The following is a 22066-nucleotide window of genomic DNA, read 5'->3' as shown; positions in this document are numbered from 1 at the left end:
AAAGATTAATTCTTAGAGAATAGAGATCTTTGTTTTCCACTCAAACAGAATATCCTTCGGTTTAGCAGATGACTGAATATAACTTGCTAAGAGTTCAAAATCTAAGTCAGGTAAAAATTGACGGCGCGGGATTTCCTCATAGCCTGTTACCTCCCAGAATAATATTATTATACTCTATAATTACAGCCAAAGATTCGGAAAAAAGGATTGGCTAACCTGTCGAACAGATTTGTTCATTTGTCGCAAAACTTGAATGTGTTCTTCGTCAGCTTGAACCGGAATAATAGCAGCTTTTTGACCAATTTTAAACTGATCAATGACTAGATTTGCAGCTTCTAAACCCGTAACATAGGCTTTTTCCTGTGACCAAGATCCATGACGGTTAATCACCCAATCCCCACTCATAAATACATTCTCAAAAATGGTCTTAGCAGAGAGTAAATATTGATAACTTCCGGGGAAGAAATGCGTCACTGCTTGTCGTAACTTAACTACACTTTGATCGATGATTTTTGCCTCTCCAAATGCAGGAATACAAGTCGTAAGATAACCTTGAACAATTTTGATAATTTCATCATCACTCAGGGATAAAAATTGATTAGCGTGATAAAAATCTACTTCCAAAACGGTTCCCGGTTCATCTTTAAATTCATCATGTAATGCGTTTAAATCAAAAAACGTCCAACCTGTTGTCGTATCGAACCCAAAACAAGCATTAGAAGCGCGAGGAATATTAACTTTGCGGTCAAACCAAAGCCGAGTTGATAACACATCTACCGCATTCAGATTATTAAGATTTCGGAACTCTGGGCGATTTTGTAAAGCCGAACTTCCGGCTAATATTTTCTTCATTCCCGTAATTCCCACTGCAAAAATAATCGCATCTGCGGTAAAGATTTCTTCCCCGCAAACCACTGCTTGGGCTTGACCAAATTCATCAACTCTTAAGTCAGTAACCCGTTGATTTGTTAAGACTTTTCCCCCTAATTGTTCAATCTGTTTAATCCAAGGTGAAAAAATACGATCACCAACCGTTCCCCGACACCAAACAACATCAAAATCAGGTTGATGTGCTAAAATAAAATAATATAACATTCCTAACGCTGCGGCAGCAGAACATTGTTCACCAGGCGCAAATAACCCCACTAATAACATCGGGTTAAACGCATCATTATAAAGTCGCGCTGAAACACCATATTGTTTGAAAAGTTCTCGGGCTGTGATACAATCATATCGTCGCCAAGCTTCATCTGAATTGTCAAAATCAACAACTGCATAAAGTAGCGGTAAAGCAGATAGGCGATCGCTTAAAGGTAGACGTTGAAATTGAGTATAAATGAACGTTCCGAGTGGAGTTGGAAGGTACGGTAAATCTTGAAAAATCGGTGATTCAACTTCGAGTCCAGCCGGAGAATATTGGGCGGATCTTGTCCAAGGAGTAAACGGTTTTAAGCCTAGTTCATCTACTAGAGAAAAGATGTTTTTATAGGGATACCAAAACCCATGTATTCCCGCTTCAACTGAACGTCCACCAGGAGTTTTCCAACCCGCAACTAAACCCCCTGCATAGGAACTCGCCTCAAGTAAAGTCACATCATAACCTTGTTTGGCGAGGTGATAAGTAGCACCTAAACCCGCCCAACCCGCACCGACAACGACAACTTTTGGAGATTGTATTTCAGACATATTTAAGCAAATTTTATAGTGTTAAACAAGAGTTTGAGGATGAATAAACTGATATCCAGCCTCTTGAATTTTTTGATTAGAAACCCGCACATTATAAGGTCGATTATTCGGTTGTGAGACATCCCAAGTGACGTTAGGAACATCATGTTTGTCACACATTAAATCAATCAACTCTCGTCGAGTGAGATTAGAATTATCGACTAAATTGTAGATTCCTTCTAACTGATTTTGACGAACAAATTCAATTGCACCGATAATATCATCTAAATGTATCCAAGCCGTTGGATAACGTCCATTTCCCGCTTGAGTTGTCCCGAACATTCGACTAAAAATTTTAACAATTTCTCGACCTGGGCCATAAATTCCACCCAGTCGCAGAATACAAACTTTGAGATTTTCCGAGGCTAATTCGAGTAATATTTGTTCGGCTTTGTACAGAATTTCGTGATTTTTGCTGCTGGGTTTTACGGGCGAACTTTCATCAACAGTCGCACCATTTTGATCGCCGTATAAGCCAAAACTTCCCGTATAAATTAACTGTTTAACTTCGGGAACTTGAGGTAAAACGGTTGCTAAAGTTTGGGCGGTTTTCTGATAAGCAAGTTGATAGGCTTGCGGATCTCTGTCTTTTGCTGCTACACTCAACAAAATAGTCTTTTGACCCTGCAAAACTGACTTTAACGCCTCTGGATCATTCCCATTTACTACCATCACTCTGTTAGCAATTTTTTCTAAATTTTCTACCCGTCCAGGAGTCGTTGTTGTCGCCGTTACAGTTAACCCCAGCGTTTGACTCCAATAGCGAGATACCGCATTCCCAACATAACCACAGCCAATAATTGCAACATTCATAGAGAATATTATCGTTTGTTCAAAAAACCTTTATTAATCATAGCAAGCTTGAGAGTATTTTTCAGAATCTCATTTTTAACATCAATTTTTATCTTGTAAAATTCCTAACTTGTTTAACCCTAAAAATAAAGCCGCAACTGTCCCGGCGACACAAACCTTACCTTGATTAATATATTCCATAACTTCATAAACAGGAACCAAAACAACTTCAATATCTTCTGTAACATCTAACTGACATTCCTGTACCTGTTTGACATTAGAAGCCAAAAATAAATGAACTGAATTTGTATCTTTAACCGGATTATCATATAATGTAGTTAACCTCACCATAGATTCAGCAATATATCCCGTTTCTTCAGTCAGTTCGCGAGTAGCCGCAGATTCTGCACTTTCTTTTTTGGGATCAAAACTCCCCGCAGGTAACTCTAATAAAACCTCACCCACTCCATGACGATATTGACAAACAAAAACAATTTCATTCTCAGAGGTTATTGGTAAAACCAAAGCAATATCCGGGCGAACATTTACAAAAAAATCATCAATAATAATTCCATTGGGTAACTCAACGGTATCCTGTCTGACTCGACACCATTGATGGTTTAGTACCAACTTAGAATCTAATTGTTTCCACTTGGCGATTTTTTTCATCGTTAAATATTTGGGTGGGGATGACATGAAGAACTATTCACTGTTTGTTCGAGGTGTTTACAACCGGAATAAAACCCCTTTGATTGGCTTGCATTTTGCCCTCAAACATGATAAGAAATGCTCAGAATGACTCATCAAAAATCGCTCAACCTTTAACCATCGCACAGGAACCATGCAAACCCTAAAACAAAAACAGAAATTTCAGCAAATCTATTCCTCGATCGCATCTGTTGTATCTGTGTTGTATGGTAGCCTGTTAATCCGAACATCCGGCACAATTGCCCTAGCCGCTATGGTCTCTAGCTCAACCCTGAGTTTACCTGTTTATGCTGCGATTTTAGAAGACTGGAAAATTGATCCCAGCACAGGTATTATAGAAGTATTATTGCCCGAAGGTGTGCGACCTCGTTTGTCAGTGGGGACAGAACCTCCGCGTCTAGTCGTCGATTTACCCAACACCGAAATTGGAATTAACCTCACCGAGCGCTTTGAGTCGGGAGTCATCAGTCAAGTTAGTTTTAGCCAAAGCGAACCCGAACTCGCCCAAATTACAATCAATTTTGTTCCTGGCGTCGTTTTAGATGAACAAGAAATTGATTTTCGTCCAATTGGAGTCGAAAACTTGTGGGTATTGCGTCCAACAATTCTAGATCGTCCTCAACCTGTACCGACATTCCCCACCGCCCAAACCGCCACAACTCCCGCTACCGTTGATCAAAACGTCGATCAAGTTGATCAAACCACTTCCGACTCAGCCGCAGATTTAGAAGTTACCGAAACCCCAGAAACACCTCCCCCCGCCACTTCTCCCCCTCCCGGCTTTCGTTCCCCTCAAACCGTCGATCAAACCTTTATTCCCAATCCCCAGCCCATACCCTCATCTGACATAGAAGCAGTGCGAATTCCGTTGGGAGGAACAAATCAAGTTGAATTTTTCACTGACCCGTTATTTCAACCCCCCCCTCCGCCTCCCACGATTACCACTCAAGCTCAACCCAATCCACTTCAACCCGCAGAAGGCACCATTCCCTTCGGTCAACCGTTACCGAGAACTTCCCAACCTCAAAGCACGATTTCTTCGAGAACCATCGATCAACGTCCTCCCAGTGTCCTGCTTCCGGCGGGAACTCAACTGACGCTTCGTTATCCCAACCCCAATGAAGTGCGATTAAAAGATAAACCGGAACGACAAGATGTTTTAATCCTGCAAGGTGGAATTGTTGATCGGGAAGGAAACTATATCGTTCCGCCCGATACGCCGATTGTCGGATACTTTGAAACCAGTTCCAAAGGGAGTCGATTTCAAGTCGAAGCGATTAATTTAGAAGGGCGTAGCATTCCCATTCAAGCCGAATCCGGTTGGATTCCCGGTCGATTAGATCCCGAACCCAAAAACGTTCTTCGTGATACCGGAATTGGCGGGTTAGGGCTATTTTTGCTGACCGGCTTTACAGGTGTTGGTTTGTTGGTGGGTGCGCTCGGCGGTGCAGCAGTGGGTTTCGCCACCTCTCCCCAACCGACAACGTTACAACCGGATCAAGTGATTGAAGTGCGCCTGAGCGAAGATTTACGTCAATCACAATTTGTCTATATTCGGGAAGACTAGAACCGATCAGATTCGGCTCTAGGACGTGCGGGAGTCATTCCTCCTCCTCCAGGTTGAGACAGGAATAGGTTCTCAGCACTATTATTTTGATAGATACAGCTAATTTCAGGACTACTCTCCAACTCACCCGTATACCCAAACGTGTTCATCCGTTGTTTACAGTCCCGTTCTTGTTCAGAAGAAATCAGATTATTTTGTTTGAGAATTGTCCAGTTACTCGTCCGCAAAACACAACCGGGCTGCATTCGGGGTTGGGAGATGTAAACATTAAACGGGTTCAACGTCACAAAAACCCGCATATCTGTAACCATCGCACTCGCCCCAAATTTAATACAAGTTTCGGTACTCGGTGCGCTGCGATCAATAAATTGGCTAGAAGCGACGTTTTCCGGGCTAAAAGTCGTTGTTGAACTAATCGCAATTCCAATCCCAATCCCTAATATTAATACACCACCAATCACGGCTAAAGCCGTATAGTTAAAAGTTGATCGAGCCGGGGATGTGCGGGTTTTACGTTTCATATCAGCTATTAAGCAGAAAAAAATTGATCAAGAACAACACTTACAAAGTCTTATATTTCGGGCTTAACGTTCCATTGACTCTCCTAACCGTTATTTTAACAAGTGCTGACCTAACTGTGCGTTTAGAACCCCAAGTCTAGGCGAGATATGGAGTATGAGCATCTCTGAGCGACCCCGATCAATTTTAGGTAAGCGGTACGAAGCACTATAACTGTAAACTGTAAATACCTTGTCGGGATTGCCAGGATTCATTAAACTATGTAAAGTGAAAAACAAAGTTTGAACTAGGAACCTAATATAAGGAGATAGAGCCGTGTCTGTGGAAACACTTGAGAAGCGTTCAACAGTCCGTAAGCTCGCACCGCGTTACCGCGTATTGCTTCATAATGATGAGTTTAACGGGATGGAGTATGTGGTACAGGTCTTGCTCCAGACTGTACCGAGTTTAACTCAGCCCCAAGCAGTCAGCATTATGATGGAAGCTCATACCAATGGTCTGGCTTTAGTGATTACTTGCGCTCAAGAACACGCCGAGTTCTACTGTGAAACGCTGAAAAATAATGGCTTGACCAGTACCATCGAGCCAGATGAATAATCAATCAGCCTCAGATTTGACCCCGGAAACATTTTCACTCCCGAAAATCGATCCGGGTGATTAATTTATTTAGACTCACTTCATTTGAAATTTAACTGAACAAAGCGTAAATCCCCGTTGCCACGCTGCCGGGATGTAAGCCGCGAGCCGAAGGTGAGCAACATAAAACCGCAGCACGCGGTCACTCGCAAGCTCTGGATTTGAAATCCAGAGAACGAGTGACTCTGGGTCTATGTTACGATCTTATCGGCAACTAATTTAGTGGTAAACGTGCTAAACAAGATTGTCAAGGTCAGAATCTATCCCTCACAAGAACAACGCATCCAGTTAGCCCGGATGTTTGGTTGTTCTCGTTGGTGGTGGAATTATGCTTTGAACAAAACCATAGAAGAATACAAGGCAACAGGTAAGGGTTTGTCTCGTACTCAGCTAAACGCACTATTACCACCACTGAAAAAAGCAGAAGAGACTGAATGGTTAGCCGAATGTTACTCTCAGGTTTTACAAGCAACTACGCTCAATTTGACAAGAGCATTCAAAAACTTCTTTGAGAAACGAGCTAGATTTCCGAAGTTCAAATCTAAACGCTCAAAGCAATCGATTCAGTTTCCTCAGAATGTTTCTCGTGTTGGCGAAAATTTGAAAATTCCTAAAATCGGAATTGTCAAGGCTAAAATTCACCGATGGTTTGAGGGAAGAATAAAGACAGTAACAATCACGCTAAACCCAGCAGGTCAGTACCATGCTTCGGTGTTAGTTGACTGTGAATGTTGTGATTTACCTGGAACCTCAGACAAAATCTCTGGTGTGGATTTAGGGTTAAAGCACTTCGCTATTGTCCACGATGGTAGCAAGGTTAAGAAATATGCTCACCCGAAAATCCTCAAAAAACACAGCCGGAATTTAGCCAAGAAACAAAAAACGTTATCCCGAAAGAAACTAGGTAGTAACTCTAGACAAAAAGCTCGAAAACTTGTAGCGAAGGTGCATCATCGCATCTTCAATGCCCGATACGACTTTTGCCATAAGCTCAGTAGAAAGCTAGTAGATGAAAACCAAACTCTAGTTTTTGAAAATCTCAACGTAAAAGGGATGGTTAGAAACCATAATTTAGCTAAGGCAATCAGCGATTCGGGTTGGGGAATGTTTACCAATTTCTGCTCATACAAGCTTGAACAACGTTCGGGTCAGTATGTAGAGGTTGATCGATTTTTCCCGAGTTCCAAACTTTGCTCTGAATGTTTTCATCTAATGCCAGAAATGCCATTAGACGTTCGTGAATGGACTTGTTCTCACTGTGGAACCCATCATGATAGAGATGAAAATGCCGGAAAGAACTTGAGAGCAGAAGGAATTAGAATTTTGACCTCTGGGACGGAGGTGCCTGCTAGTGGAGGGGAATGTAAGACCAAGCTTGGCCCTAAAACCAAGTTTCGGCAGTCGTCAAAGAAGCTAGAAACCCCCGCATCGATCAAGCGGGGTGTAGTTCATTTTTAGTCGAATTTCTACTTTTGCGGCTCCCCTAAGACTGACTCTGTTTATCCTCATGTTGTTGGGGTTGTGGCTACCGTTAGCAGTTCCCATCTATTTACTTGGGGATGATCCCAATACCGTTAGTATTATTACTCTGCTATTACTATATGTAGAATTTATTGTATTAGTACGTTTCTGGGGAAAACGGATTTATCATCAACCTAAGCTTCTTCAACACTACGGCTTACGTCTCAACCCTGAAAATACTTGGTTATTGATCAGTGGATTGAGTTGGGGTTGTTTGAGTTTACTCAGTTTATTTGCCCTAGAAGCTCAACTGGGATGGCTAGCGTGGTATCCTGATGTTACACAGTTCCCCCAAGTGATCTTAGAAGGACTGGCGATCGCTTTAGGGATTGGGTTCGGCGAGGAACTATTCTTCCGGGGATGGCTGCTAAATGAACTCCAGCGAGACTATTCAGATGGGATTGCAGCTTGGGTGTGTAGTATTATCTATGCGATCGCCCACTTTATTAAACCTCTGGCTGAAATTCTCCGTACCTGGCCACAATTTCCCGGTTTAATCTTACTCGGATTAATCTTCGTTTGGGCTAAATCTGTGATCAGTTCCCCGTCCAAAAAAAAACCCGTTACTCAGGGAAATCTCGGTTTACCGATTGGGCTTCATGGCGGATTGGTTTGGGGGTATTATATCATCAGTGTCGGCGGAAAAATCCAATATTCGGGGCGAGTTCCGGATTGGGTTGTCGGGATTGATCAAAATCCGTTAGCGGGTTTGATGGGATTGGTGTTTTTAAGTGCGATCGCCACAATCATCAGAAAAATTCTGATCGCCATCAAGTGCTAAGTAACCAAACAGGGCTACTGAACGCAGGCTGTTTATGTCGCCCGTCTACCAAAAACTATCCCAAAATTCTGACAGCCTTTATCAAAGCTTTACAAAGACTCTATTCCTTACCATATCTTCTTAAATTAATCACAATAAAACTTGTTAAGTTATTTCAAAAAGCCGAATTATCAAGACTATAGCTACTTAAGAGACTCTCAATTCCTACGGAGTTAGACAAAAGTTTAAAGATTCTGTAAAAATCCATATTTATACAGGTAAATCTTTAATTTGTTTATACAATAGTAAGCAGATGTCTACTTAAAGTCTATCAAAACCCGGAAGGTATAGGTGTTATGGAATTACCCGTTGATTCAAATTCAAGTCTTATCTTTATAGATTCTAATGTATTAAATTATGATGAAATTGCAGCTAATATTAGCTCAGGATTTGAGACAATCACTCTAAACCCCAATGAAGACGGCATCGATCAAATCACCCAAGTCTTAACGCAAAAGAGTAACGTAGAATCTATTCATATTATTTCTCACGGTAGTTTAGGCAGTATACAAATCGGTGATAACGCTCTCAATTCAGACAATTTAGATGAATATATAGATCCTTTAATGAGTTGGTCTGAGCATCTGACGACCGAGGCAGATATCCTGTTGTATGGTTGCGATATTGGACTAGATGAAAATTTTATTAAACAATTAGCTAACTTAACCGGAGCAGATATTGCCGCTTCAGATGATTTAACCGGGAATGCAGCATTAGGAGGAGATGGAGATTTAGAAGTAACAACAGGTTCAATTGAAGCAGAGTTAGCCGTTTTCGGGGAAGCCTTAGAAAATTACAGTGAAATTTTACATGAAGGGCATTTCCATAACGATCCGGTTGTACCCAACGATCCCAACTTTGAGAATGAGCTTCTTGTGCAAGCAAGCGACCCGATTTCAATGGAGTGGTTGCCCGATGGTCGCTCACTGGTTCTGAGTAAAACTGGGGAGATGTATATTACGGATCTCCAAGATCCAGCCCCATCCTTAACTCCATACATGACCCTTCCAGATGTGAATACCAGTTCTGAGAAAGGGCTAATTGATATTGCTGTCGATCCAGACTTTGAAAGTAACGGTTATTTTTATCTGTATTATACAAAGGGTTCAGACAAATCATTCCAAATCTCTCGTTTCACACACAACGGTAACACGGGAAACCTGGGTAGTGAGACCGTAATTTGGAAAGATCCAACTCCTGCAGGTCCTCCCGATCACTATGGCGGAGGTCTAAATTTCGGCCCCGATGGTAAACTTTATCTATCAATTGGAGATAAAGGATTTAATAGTCCTGAAAAAGCACAAGATTTAACGGTATTTGAAGGTAAGGTTCTGCGATTCAATCCAGATGGCACTGTTCCCAATGATAATCCCTTTATAAATACTCCTGGTGCTCGCCCTGAAATTTGGGCTTATGGTGTCCGAAATCCTTTCCGTTCAGATTGGGATTTCCAAACCAATAACTTGTATATTGGTGATGTCGGTCTGGAGACTTGGGAAGAAGTTAACCGTTTAGGTATTAATGATGGTGGTGCCAACTTAGGTTGGAATCAATATGAAGGTAGCTCCAATGGTGTTCCCGGTCTCACCGATCCCATTTACCAGTTTGAACATATAAATGGTGGTGCTGCGGTCATTGGAGGGAGTATTTACCGAGGCACAATGTTCCCGAGTGAGTTTCAGGGATCATACTTCTTTGCTGACTTTGTGGCTGGCACAATGCAGTACCTCAAGTTTGATGCCAATAACAATGTGATTGATGCCGATCCCTCGACACCTACAGTAGTAGATGCTTTTAATTTTGAAGAGGATGGACCCGTTACAAGACCCGTCTTTATCGATCAAGGGCCAGATGGAGCGCTGTATTATCTTAATCTCTCCCGACCGGGTGGCAACCCTGGAGAAATACGCCGCATCGTTTACAACGATCCAACCGGAGGTAACGCTTCTCCGGTAATTAACGAACAAGCCACAACTGCAACGAAAGGAAATGGATTAACAGTAGATTTCACGGGTGTAGCCACCGACGCGGATGGAGATTCCCTCAGCTACACTTGGGATTTTGGGGATGGAAATCAAGCCACGGGTGCGAATATTAGTCATACCTACACTGCAAATGGTCAGTATACGCCTCGATTGATCGTTTCTGATGGCCAAGAACAAGACAGTTATCTTTTGTCTCCTGTTGTTTTGGGGACTCCTCCGACAGCAAATATCATCCTGAGAAAGCAAGATGGCACGATCTTTCAAGAAGGAGTCGATCTATTTAAAGCTGGAGACACAATCTTCTTTGAAGCCGATGCCACGGATGCAGATGGTTCATTAACCAATAATAGCTACAGTTGGGATATTGATTTCCTACACAACACACACGCTCACCCAGAATTAAACGACTTCGTTGGTAGTAGTGGAGAGCTTGATATTACAACCACTGAACATGGATTTCCTGCTGAAACTGGATTTGAATTTATTTTGACTGTAACTGACTCAGATGGTTTGACAACAACTGAGGCTAAATCAATCTTCCCAGAGAAAATAGACTTGGCTTTCAATGATAATCTTCCAGGTGATTTTGACTTCACTCTTGATGGATTTACTCAAACCAGTTCTGATAACAATCCCCTTACTGTTGAGACCGCAGTGAATTTCCAACATGAGGCGACAGCCCCCTCAAACGTAACGATTAATGGTATCGAGTACCTCTTTGATAACTGGTCTGTTGGCTCCTCAACCGTCGCTACCACCGCCACTTTGAATATTGCTGCGCCTGAGACTAACCAAACCTATACCGCCAACTATATTGTTAATGATCCTAATCCCGATCCGGAACCACCCGTTGCGAACGATGACTCGATCAATATTGTCACGGGAAGTCAAGATAACGCCCTCAATGTCTTAGCTAACGATACAGACGCTGATCCGGGTGATACCTTAACCATTACTGGAGTTAGTGCTACCAACAATGGCGGGACTGTCAGCATCAACTCCAACAGTGATGGACTGATTTACACCCCTGGCAATGGGTTTGTCGGTACAGAGTCCTTTACTTACACCATTGCAGATTCTACCGGTAACACCTCCAGCGCTCAAGTCTCTCTGAATGTGGCTGAAGCTTCGGGCGTCCCCGTAACCGGTTTAGTCCTGCAACTCGATGCCAATAATGGAGTCACCACTAATAACGGTGTGGTTACGGGTTGGGCTGATCAGTCCGCTTCTGGAAACGACCTGACAGGCTTTGGCGATCCCACTCTGGTAACAAACGGACTCAACGGTCAGAACTATATCAGCTTAGATGGTAACGGAGATCAGTTCGTACGAGACTCAAATCTCAGCAACTTGCCATCGGGGAATGCTGACCGCACGGTGTTTATGGTTGCTAAGTATGATGGTACTGGCAACGGAGGCTTTACCTATGGTAAAAACTTCACGAATGAAGCCTTTGGTTTGCTGGTGAAGAATGATGGTGACTTGATGGTCCAAGCTTGGGGTAAAAATGATGCCGATAGTAATGTTGATGGTACGGGTGCAGGTTGGTTGACTCAATCGGCCGTTTTACAAGCTGGCACTCTGAACCATTATAAAGATGGCACGGTGATTGATACTAAAACCCTTACCTACAACACTTTCCTCGACAAAATCGTTTTGGGAGCAGAGATTGATAGTAATCCGTTTGTAGACATGGATGTCGCCGAGATCCTTGTTTTTGACCGGGCTTTATCACAAAGCGAACAAACCCAAGTTAACAACTATCTGCAACAGAAGTATTTTGGTTCGGGTAGCGGTAGCGGCAATCAACAGCCCTCAGCCGTCGCTGATACTTTTGAAGTGACATCACAAAGCACCAATAATACTCTTGATGTTTTAGCGAACGATAGCGATCCCGATGGAGATGCTCTGGTATTTGGATCAGTCGGAACCCCGACTAATGGTTCTGTTGAGATTAATGCCACAAATGATGCGTTACTGTATACTCCCAATGCAAGTTTTAGTGGGACAGATACCTTCAACTACAGTATTACTGATGGCAACGGTGGCACCGATCAGGCAACGGTAACAGTTAATGTGGTCGGCACCGGTAATGGTCTTCCCAATATAGTCAATGATGGCTTTACCGTAGATGAAGACAGTAGTAACAATCCGCTAGATGTGTTGGTTAACGATACCGATCCCGAGAATGACCCCCTCAGTATTACGAGTGTAGGGGCGACGGATAACGGGGGAATGGTGACGATTAACAATACCAACGATGGTTTAGTCTATACTCCCGCAACAGATTTCACGGGAACTGAGACGTTCACCTATACTGTTAGCGATGGTAACGGGGGTGTGAATACTGCAACCGTCACTATGAACGTTAACAATGTCAACGATGCTCCCACAGCAGCTAATGATAATCTCAACATCGCTGTAGATAGCAGCAATAACGCTCTAGATGTTTTAGTTAACGACACAGACCCCGATTCGGGTGATACCTTAACCATTACTGGAGTTAGTGCTACTAATAATGGCGGTACTGTGAGTATCAACGCCAGCAATGATGGACTGATTTACACCCCAGGCAATGGCTTTGTCGGTACAGAGTCCTTTACTTACACCATTGCGGACTCTACAGGTAGCACCTCCAGCGCTCAAGTCTCTCTGAATGTGGCTGAAGCTTCGGGCGTCCCTGTAACCAATGGCTTAGTGCTGCAACTCGATGCCAATAATGGAGTCACCACTAATAACGGTGTGGTTACGGGTTGGGCTGATCAGTCCGCTTCTGGAAACGACCTGACAGGCTTTGGCGATCCCACTCTGGTAACAAACGGACTCAACGGACAGAACTACATCAACCTTGATGGTGACGGCGATCAGCTCGAACGAGACTCCAATCTCAATAACTTACCATCTGGGAATGCCGATCGCACGGTGTTTATGGTTGCCAAATATGATGGTATAGGCTACGGTGGTTTTGCCTACGGTAAGAACTTCACCAATGAAGCCTTTGGCTTGCTCGTCAAGAATGATGGTGACTTGATGGTACAAGCTTGGGGTAAAAATGATGCTGATAGCAACGTTGATGGTACGGGTGTGGGTTGGTTGACTCAATCAGCAGTCTTACAAGCTGGCACTCTGAACCATTATAAAGATGGCACGGTGATTGATAGTCGTACTCGTACCTACAACACCTTACTGGACAAAATCGTTTTGGGATCGGAGATTGATGGTAGTCCATTTGTAGATATGGATGTGGCAGAAATCCTCGTTTTTGACCGGGCTTTATCGGAAGCTGAACAAACCCAAGTTAACAACTATCTGCAACAGAAGTATTTCAGTGTATAGTTGAAAAGATGAGGGTTAAACTAGACTCATCGAAACAACCTTGAACATTGATTGGGAGTAGCCTGTTAGTGACTGACAGTAGCTAACAGGTTGCTTGTTCAACCTTTAAAAAGCCATAATGGTTTGACAAGAATCAGAGTCAGAACACCTAGATTCGGGGGAATTGTATTATGAACTATCTTGCCAAGGTGTTATATATTTTGCCCGGTAAGAAAAGCAGTTTAATTCTTTTAGTCTTATCTTTTTTATTCGTATCATTGTTGGAAGTTTTCGGACTGGGAATTATTGGCCCTTTTCTGAGTTTATCGACTAATAAAAATTTAATTTATGACATTCCTTTTTTAGAAGGCTTATACAAAAAATTTGAGTTTCAAGATGAAGGAACTTTTATTGCTTTAATTGGTTTGGCAATTATTGTTGTTTTTTGTGTAAAGTCTTTGATTAGTTGGCGAGTTCAAACTGAAGTTTTTCTGTTCACTTATCGAAAAAAAGGAGAACTCACCGAAAAACTGATGAATGCCTATCTGAGCGCTCCCTATACTTTTCACCTCAGTCAAAATAGTGTTAATATTATTCAGAATATAATCACGGAGACCAAACAATTTGCTAATGGAGTTTTAATTCCTCTACTCACCTGCACTTCTAACTGTATTATCGTGTTCTGTCTCATTCTTTTATTGGGAATCACTAACTTAACCAGTATAGTTGTTATTTTAGGGATTATATTTCCTTTATTTTTATTTTTTAATATATCTAAAAACAAAATTGGTGCATGGGGGAAAGAAGCTTCTCAATCTGATAAAGAAGTCATTCGTATAATTAATCATAGCTTAGGTGGAATTAAAGAAACAAAATTAATTGGTTGTGAAGCTCACTTTGAATCTCAGATTGCTACACAAACAGAAAGATATACAGAAGCTTGTGGAAAATTTTATTCTTATAAGCTAACTCCGAGACTGCTCGTGGAAACGTTGCTCGTAATTTTTTTAGTTGGTTTTATCGCTATATTTCTTCTGCTCAAACAAGATGTACAACAACTAACAGCTACGCTAGGTGTATTTGCTTTGGCTTCAATCCGTTTAATTCCAGCAGTCAGTAACATCGCTAGTGGAGTCAGCACTTTAAAAAATTCAAGTTTTACCGTCAATAAACTCTACTGCGATCTCAAAGAGATAGAAGAAATCACACCCCAAATTGAAAAGAAAGTGCTTCATTCTCCAGAAAAAAAAGAATTAAAGTTTCAAGAAAAAATTATTCTGGATCGGGTTCGATATTGTTATCCCAATTCACCAGCAGATGCTTTAAAAGATATCTGTTTAACGATAGATAAAGGTCAATCTATTGCTTTTATTGGAAAATCAGGAGCCGGAAAGACAACTTTAGTCGATGTTATTTTAGGTTTGTTAGTTCCCCAAGGAGGAGATATTAAAGTTGATACTCAATCCATTTATGATGACAATAATTTACGCCTGTGGCAAAATTTAATCGGTTATATTCCTCAATCAATCTTTTTGATAGACGATACCATAGAAAGAAATATTGCTTTTGGTGTTCCTGATGATTTGATCGATCAAGTCAGACTCAAGAAAGCCATTGAAGCCGCACAACTTACTCAAGTGATTGAAGCACTTCCCGGAGGGTTGAAAACCATTGTTGGAGAGCGGGGGGTTTTACTTTCTGGAGGTCAACGCCAGCGAGTTGGAATAGCCAGAGCACTTTATCATGAAAGAGAAATATTGGTGCTGGATGAAGCAACAGCAGCACTAGATAATGAAACCGAACATCTGGTAACGGAGTCAATTAAATCTTTAAGCGGTACAAAAACAATGATTATTATTGCTCACCGCTTGACAACCGTTGAACATTGTGATTGTATACACATGATGGAAAAAGGTCAAATCGTTAAGTCAGGAACCTATCATGAAGTTGTTTTAGGAGAAGAAAATAGCATAACTACCGATCGTTGAGGTAGAGCAGAGGTCAGGAGTGGGGAGTTGGGCGGATGAAAATGAGTCTCTATGTTGACTGACTTTAGATGTATGAAACGTAAAAATTTTATTCGCTCTTATGAGAATTATTTTTAAAGTATGAATAAAAAATTTGTTCGCTTTAGTCAACTTTTTTTTACCGCTTTCATAACAATTTTATTAATTACGTTCGCTTGGAAGCTTTGGAGTCCGACGATAAAAACTTTGGGTAATTTTTCCCCAAAGCCAACCCCTTTAACTGCGACATATGATATTTTTGATCTTGGCGTTGTAGATGCCAATAATGATAACATTATAGATGTTTTTACCTTAAACCATAGCGCCAGACAAAATTTATTATTGGGGAGTGAATCCGGCGAATTTGTGGATGTTCTTTCCGACTGGAATCTCGATCAAGATCGTCAGTTTGCTTGGTCAGAAGATACGGATATTCAACCGCCAATTAACAGTCCTGGACTTTATATTTATCGACAAAACTTTGATTTACATATTCGTGCTAATCAGTTACAAAATTTAGATAAACTCCGGGGAACGTTAAAGCTATCCTTACCTATTGAGGTGAAAAAAAATCATCTGGCTGAAGCGAATATACAAGAAAATACATCAGCCGGAAAAAATCAAACGACTGTAGACTTTTCAGTACAAAATAATGGAGAATTGGTCTTACAAGGTTTTCCCGAAATCCTCCACTCTTTTGAAATTACTCAAAATATTCCATTAGAACAAATTTATATTGGCTTTCAAAAGCAGCCTCCAGAATCCTACAATTTTGACTTAATGTGGCGCGATCGTCACAGTATGGCTTGGACAGATTTTAATAGAGATGGATACAAAGATGTCTTCATTGGTCGGGGTGCAGTTCGAGGAAAAATGGCTGATTTATCCGAACGTTTTACTGATGAATTATTCGTAAGTCGTAATGATATAACCCTTCAAGATCAAGCTGAAAAACTTGGTTTTTTGAAAGAAGGTTGTCCGGGAAGACAGTCAGCTTGGGTAGATTTTAACAACGATGATCGCCTTGATTTATATACGATTTGTGGTCGCTCAAAAGATGATCCCATACCTTACCGGAATCAACTCTATCAACAAACTACTAACGGTCAGTTTATTAATGTAGCCAGTCAGGTCGGTTTAGATTTACCTCAAGCGGGGTATATGTTCTGGTTTGATGCAGATAATGACAAAGATATGGACTTACTTACTTCCCAAGAAGAAAACGTTTATCTTTATCTTAACGAAGCCGGGAAGTTTCAACAGCGTTTTAGTGAAACACTCAACAAAAGCATTATCAAATTTGCCGTTTCAGATTATGATTTAGATGGAGATTTTGATGTTTATATTGTCACAGCAGGTGAAAATGCTCTGCTCATTAATACCGAGGGAAAATATACTCTGACAAACCCAAATTCTATCGGTTTACCCTCGAAAGGCTTGACTGCAAATTGGGTTGATTATAATAATGATAGTTTACCGGATCTTCACGTTGTACCCAGTGGTTTGTATAGTCAAAATGCCCAGCATACATTTGAAGAAACTCAGTTATTAGACATGAGATTTCCTAAGTTTAACACTTGGAATGCTCGTTCGGTATGGTTTGATGCCAATAATGATGGAGCTAGAGATGTTATAATTGCCTTTCAACAAACTCCGTCCATCTTGCAAGAAACCCCCTCTTTAAAAGACCGGATTCTAAATCAGATTCAGAAACGAGATACCTCTCGAATTTGGCAATCTCGATTTTATCAAAATAAAATTTCCGATCATCACTGGCTAGAAGTCAAACTCATCGGTTCTCCGGGAAATCCTGAAGCTATTGGTGCTAAAGTTCAGGTGAAAACCGCTGATAAAACTCAAGTTCAACAAATTGGTAGTTCAGAAAATTCTCATTATTCTCAGGGACACTATCGACTTTATTTTGGATTAGGAAAGCAAGATAAGCCTGATTCGATTCAGGTGATATGGCCCGATGGTACAGTTAAAACCATCGCTCAACCTGTAGCCGACCAATTATTAACAATTGAGAAGAATACTAAGTAACAAACGTGAAAAGTAGGCTAGTATAGCTTTAGTGAATTTTTTACATGGGGGTATTCTCAAAAAGTTTATGAAGAATCTTTGGAAAACCAATCTGAAGCCTGCTTTAAGAACTGTGAAGGCAAAATTGATCGGTGAAGCTTGGAAAGATCAAATTAGACCGATTGAATGGTATAACCTTCCTTTCTGGATACAATATACATTTAGTGAAGACTGGCAGCATTATAAACCTAAAGATCGACCCCTCTCCGCAGAGCGATTAAAACGGTTTATATTTCCCAACCTAGAAAAGCCTATCTTTATCTTTGGTTCACCGAGATCGGGTACAACATTTTTAGGGAATTGTATCGCTGAAATCCCCGAGATTAGCTACCATTTTGAACCCGTCTTAACCAAAGCTGCTGCTCGATATATTTATACTAATCAATGGGATAAGAATCAGGCTAAAGCCTTTTATAAAAGAGTTTATTCTTGGCTGCTGAGAATTCATTTGAATGGGGATTTACGATTGGCAGAAAAGACTCCTCGAAACTGTTTTGTTCTTCCTTTTTTATACGAAACATTTCCTGATGCTCGTTTTATTCATATTATTCGGGATGGACGGGATGCTTCTATTTCTTTAGCAAAAAGACCTTGGTATAGAAATGATATGAGAGGTTCTGGCGCTAAAGATCCTGGAGGTTATCCATTTGGGCCAATAGCTCGCTTCTGGGTTGAACCCGATCGCATCGAAGAATTTGAAACTACAAATGATGTACATCGTTGTATGTGGCTCTGGCGTAGATACCTGGAGGAAGCTTCAGCAGGTGCCGCTCAGTTACCCACCGATCAGTATTATGAATTGCGCTATGAAGATTTGGTGACAAATCCTCAGGAAGAATCCGAACGTTTATTAGACTTTTTGGAGATTAAAAATACCGAATCTCGATCCAAGTTTTGTGAGTTTGTTACCAAGAAAGCAAAGGCTGATTCTATGGGGGGTTGGCAAGCGGAGTTATCAGAAGAACAAGTGCAGCAGCTCGAAAAAGAAGCCGGAAATTGGTTAAGTAAACTTGGATACTAGACTTAAAATATTGTGGGTTAATCCTTAACTTCAATTATGAAGGTTTACAACTTTAACTTTATGTTTTAGAATCAAATCAAGATTTTTAAGTATATGGAGATTAACCCGACAGATATGCTAGTTTACGTTTCATCTTACCCTCGTTCTGGAAGTTCATTGATGCAGCAAACCATCAATACTTTTTTTGAAAAGCCTTGGACAGAGGTTGACTCCATTAATAAGCCTCTGAATCGAGTGACAGGTGTTCCCAAATATTTTACGAATTGGAGATAGGATCAGGAGAGACTAGAAAGTCAGAAAAGTACAGGCTGGAAATATTGGTGGAGTAAACTAAATCAGAAAGTCTTGAAACTATATACTTTGGAGGATTGGATTGCTCTATACGATCTCAATATTCCTCCCCATACCAAAAACTGTCGTTATCTATTACCGGGATGTTTAAATATATTAACCCCCAAAAATCGCCAAAAACTGGCTCAGGAACCCACTTACTTTTTCGTTAAAACTCATCATCATCCCTATCCAGAATATTTTGAAGGCGAATATGTATTACAGATTGTTCGTCACCCGGCTCAGGTGTTTACCTCATACCACAATTTCATTAAAAAATATTACCAGTCTCCAAAGAGCCTGCACGATATCATTCATGGCAATATTCCCTATGGTTCCTGGAGTGAATGGCATTTAGCTTGGGAAGAAATCAGTCCTCAACTCAAGGATCGATTCTTGCAACTGAAGTTTAAAGATGTAGTCTCCAATCAATTAAAAGCCTGTGAAGAAATTAAGAATTTAATTGGCTTGGATTACAAAGCTGATAAAAAGATCCCTTCATTTGACGAATTACAGAAGAAAAGCCCCAACTATTATCGTTCAGGCAAAAAGCGGAAGTTGCTTGAAAGCTATTCTGACAATGAGCTCAATCAAATCCAGAAACTTCATGGCTATGCTATGGAAAAATTGAACTATAGTTTAAATTAACGAGACCCAGGGGTGACAAGAAATTAATCAGCTCTAAAATAGAGGTTAAGGATTTGAGCCGTAAAATATTGCTACAATAGAAAAGGTAATATTTCAAGAGTCTCTCAAAGCTCTTGTCACCCCTTGAGGCTAAAAATCTTCTTACGAGAGAATTATGAAAGTTAGTCCTTTAAATGTTGTTCTCATCTCCAATTGGTTTGAAAATCCCTATAAGGATTTATTAATTAAGCATCTTAATCATCAAAAAGTCTATGCTGAAGAATACTATCAGAGTGTATTCTTTATCCCCAAAGTTCTGAGTCAGGGTAAACCTCATATTTTACACCTACAAACACTTCACTATTTTTTCGCTTCAAGAAATAAAGTTTATTGTTGGATTAAATTTTTATTCTTTATTGTACAGCTTTTATTTTTAAGATTCATCGGAATCAAAATAGTCTGGACTGTGCATGAATGGAAAGATAAAATTTCTGATGGAAAGCATAATATCTTCCCATTACAGGCTGCGATTCTTGGGAGGACTTTTACAGCTATTATTACTCATTGTGAAAGCACAAAAGAGGAAATGATAGTTGAACTTAAACTAAAAAATCCTGAAAAAGTTTTTGTTGTATTTCACGGTAATTATATTGATGCTTATGAAAATAATATTTCTCAAATAGAAGCTAGACAACAATTAAGTATTCCTGAGAATGACTTCGTTTTTTTAATGTTTGGGGGAATTCATAAAGGGAAAGGAACACTCGACGGCATTGAAGCTTTTAAAAAAATAAAACAGGAACATACTCATCTTGTCATTGCTGGTAAAGTATCAAAATATGAGCTTAGAACTTCAGCTTTACAAGCCATTGGCGATCGCAAAAATATTCTGTTCACCGCTCCACCTGATGGAATACCGGACGAACAAATACAGATTTATATGAATGCTTGTGACTGTGTTGTACTTCCCTACACCATCTTTACAACTTCGGGAGTAGCTGTTTTAGCGATGTCCTATGGTAAAGTTTGTATTGCACCCCTTTTAGGGTTTTTTCAGGATATGTTAGATGACAATGGAGCATTTTTATATGACCCAAATACTGAAGATGGATTATTAAATGCTCTGAATTTATCAATTGATAAAAAACAAAGTCTAGAAGAAATGGGTCAGCATAATTTAGAACTTGCTCAAGGATGGAGTTGGGATTATGTTGCCACGAAAACTCATGAGGTTTATCAGTGGTGTTTGCATCATTAAAACTGACTGTTTTCCGTTTTTATAAAATCAAAAATAGAGAGTAAAGGTATGGGAGGAAAACCAAGATTAACAGGAATAGATCTTTTCAGGGGGCTAGCTATTTTTGCTGTAGTCCTACTGCATTCTGATGAAGGGATTACAGTTGTACCTCCTCTGTGGAATCACATTCTAGAATTTTCTGCTTTTGCAGTTCCCTTTTTTCTAGCGGTGTCTTTCTACTTGGGAATAAATAAGATCTATGTCACGATTGGAAAATATGATTTACAGTCAAGATTAATCCGTCTTCTGTATCCTTATTTAACCTGGACTCTGATTTATTTTGGCTATAAGGTGTTTAAATATCTCATCCAAAATGAATCAGAAAATCTATCGAAGTTAATTCAAGATCCTGTTTCTATTCTCTTTTTTGGGGGTGCAGCATTTCATCTCTATTTTTTACCATTGTTGGCTTCTGGGACTTTACTTGTAAAGATTTTTTCCCTAATATTAGAGCGCAAACAGCAGATTAAAGTTCAATATTTGATTGGACTCTTGATCTTGAGTTTAATCTTGTATGAGCTGATAATTATATCCGGTAATAGTTTTGATATTGGTTCAGGTATGGCTTTTCAAAAATGGGCGGGAAGGAACGTACTTGAACAAAATCAACTCCTGAGAATTTTCCTTGTTGAATTGGCTTGGAGTATCAGGTGCTTGCCTTATATATTGGTTTCTAGTATCTTGGTTCATCCAGCTTTAAAAAATAAAATTCACAACAAGCTAAATAACTTTTATGTTCTCATGTTTTTATGCCTCTCTTTCTTGATTGTTAACTTACTGGGAGCTTATTTTTTACCCGAATCTATTTATGAAGTCAGTCGAGGTTATTTAGCTTTACTCTCGGCTATTTCCTTATCAAAATATCTATCACCTAGTCCACTTTTAACCAGCGTTAGCTTATGCTCTTTTGGCATCTATCTTTCTCATCTTTTGTTTGTAGAAGCTTTACAAATACTTGAAACTCAACTGTATAATGGAGTCATGTTTCGGGTTTCAACTCCAGGCTTAATACTTTTTGCTGTCTTAGCCTTTGTGATCAGTTGGATAGCAACTCATTTGATGATGCAACGGAAATCAGTCGCTCGGCTAATATTTGGAAGTTAAAAGTTAACACC

16 protein-coding genes are annotated in these 22066 nt (G+C 40.3%); 12 read left to right on the top strand and 4 right to left on the bottom strand.

Going from position 1 to position 22066, the window contains the following annotated elements:
* Positions 1-180 precede the first annotated feature (180 nt).
* From L8106_RS18780 to L8106_RS18770, 3 genes are all read right to left on the bottom strand, one after another.
* Complete coding sequence (locus L8106_RS18780; protein ID WP_009785985.1) at positions 181-1686, bottom strand: FAD-dependent oxidoreductase; 1506 nt, start codon at positions 1684-1686, stop codon at positions 181-183.
* Between the two features lie 21 nt (positions 1687-1707).
* A complete protein-coding gene (locus L8106_RS18775; protein ID WP_009785984.1) occupies positions 1708-2538 on the bottom strand; it encodes an NAD-dependent epimerase/dehydratase family protein in 831 nt (276 codons plus the stop codon).
* Between the two features lie 81 nt (positions 2539-2619).
* On the bottom strand, positions 2620-3186 hold the full coding sequence (locus L8106_RS18770; RefSeq protein WP_039896676.1) for an NUDIX hydrolase: 567 nt from the start codon (positions 3184-3186) through the stop codon (positions 2620-2622).
* A 172-nt stretch (positions 3187-3358) separates the two neighbouring features.
* Between L8106_RS18770 and L8106_RS18765 the strand changes: the two genes are divergently transcribed.
* Positions 3359-4792 (top strand): AMIN domain-containing protein, encoded by a 1434-nt coding sequence (locus tag L8106_RS18765; protein ID WP_009785982.1) that lies wholly within the window; start codon positions 3359-3361, stop codon positions 4790-4792.
* Here L8106_RS18765 and L8106_RS18760 read toward each other — a convergent pair.
* A complete protein-coding gene (locus tag L8106_RS18760) occupies positions 4789-5313 on the bottom strand; it encodes a DUF3172 domain-containing protein (RefSeq protein WP_009785981.1) in 525 nt (174 codons plus the stop codon). The two genes, L8106_RS18765 and L8106_RS18760, sit on opposite strands and share 4 nt — an antisense overlap.
* A gap of 313 nt (positions 5314-5626) precedes the next feature.
* Here L8106_RS18760 and clpS point away from each other — a divergent pair, with 313 nt between their 5' ends.
* From clpS to L8106_RS18705, 11 genes are all read left to right on the top strand, one after another.
* Positions 5627-5908 (top strand): ATP-dependent Clp protease adapter ClpS, encoded by a 282-nt coding sequence (clpS, locus tag L8106_RS18755; RefSeq protein WP_039896675.1) that lies wholly within the window; start codon positions 5627-5629, stop codon positions 5906-5908.
* Between the two features lie 270 nt (positions 5909-6178).
* Positions 6179-7405 carry an RNA-guided endonuclease TnpB family protein gene (locus tag L8106_RS18750; protein ID WP_009785979.1) on the top strand — a complete coding sequence of 409 codons (1227 nt, stop codon included), beginning with the start codon at positions 6179-6181 and terminating at the stop codon, positions 7403-7405.
* A gap of 49 nt (positions 7406-7454) precedes the next feature.
* The gene (locus tag L8106_RS18745; protein WP_009785978.1) at positions 7455-8249 is read left to right on the top strand and encodes a CPBP family intramembrane glutamic endopeptidase; all 795 of its coding nucleotides are present in this window, start codon (positions 7455-7457) and stop codon (positions 8247-8249) included.
* Positions 8250-8584: 335 nt separating this feature from the next.
* On the top strand, positions 8585-13609 hold the full coding sequence (locus tag L8106_RS29785; RefSeq protein ID WP_009785977.1) for an Ig-like domain-containing protein: 5025 nt from the start codon (positions 8585-8587) through the stop codon (positions 13607-13609).
* A 170-nt stretch (positions 13610-13779) separates the two neighbouring features.
* Complete coding sequence (locus tag L8106_RS18735; RefSeq protein ID WP_009785976.1) at positions 13780-15576, top strand: ABC transporter ATP-binding protein; 1797 nt, start codon at positions 13780-13782, stop codon at positions 15574-15576.
* A 120-nt stretch (positions 15577-15696) separates the two neighbouring features.
* On the top strand, positions 15697-17637 hold the full coding sequence (locus L8106_RS18730; protein WP_009785975.1) for a CRTAC1 family protein: 1941 nt from the start codon (positions 15697-15699) through the stop codon (positions 17635-17637).
* Between the two features lie 31 nt (positions 17638-17668).
* The gene (locus L8106_RS18725; protein ID WP_009785974.1) at positions 17669-18697 is read left to right on the top strand and encodes a sulfotransferase; all 1029 of its coding nucleotides are present in this window, start codon (positions 17669-17671) and stop codon (positions 18695-18697) included.
* 114 nt (positions 18698-18811) lie between these two features.
* Complete coding sequence (locus L8106_RS18720) at positions 18812-18970, top strand: hypothetical protein (RefSeq protein WP_156803742.1); 159 nt, start codon at positions 18812-18814, stop codon at positions 18968-18970.
* Positions 18971-19042: 72 nt separating this feature from the next.
* Positions 19043-19675: a sulfotransferase domain-containing protein gene (locus L8106_RS18715; protein WP_156803741.1), complete on the top strand. Its 633-nt coding sequence runs from the start codon at positions 19043-19045 to the stop codon at positions 19673-19675.
* A gap of 154 nt (positions 19676-19829) precedes the next feature.
* On the top strand, positions 19830-20912 hold the full coding sequence (locus tag L8106_RS18710; RefSeq protein WP_009785972.1) for a glycosyltransferase family 4 protein: 1083 nt from the start codon (positions 19830-19832) through the stop codon (positions 20910-20912).
* A gap of 48 nt (positions 20913-20960) precedes the next feature.
* Positions 20961-22055: an acyltransferase gene (locus L8106_RS18705; protein WP_009785971.1), complete on the top strand. Its 1095-nt coding sequence runs from the start codon at positions 20961-20963 to the stop codon at positions 22053-22055.
* The last annotated feature ends 11 nt before the right edge of the window (positions 22056-22066 follow it).

The sequence above is a fragment of the Lyngbya sp. PCC 8106 genome, from assembly GCF_000169095.1.
Taxonomy (GTDB): domain Bacteria; phylum Cyanobacteriota; class Cyanobacteriia; order Cyanobacteriales; family Microcoleaceae; genus Capilliphycus.
Note: the sequence above shows the minus strand (reverse complement) of the source record. Positions and strands in the feature narration are given on the sequence as shown.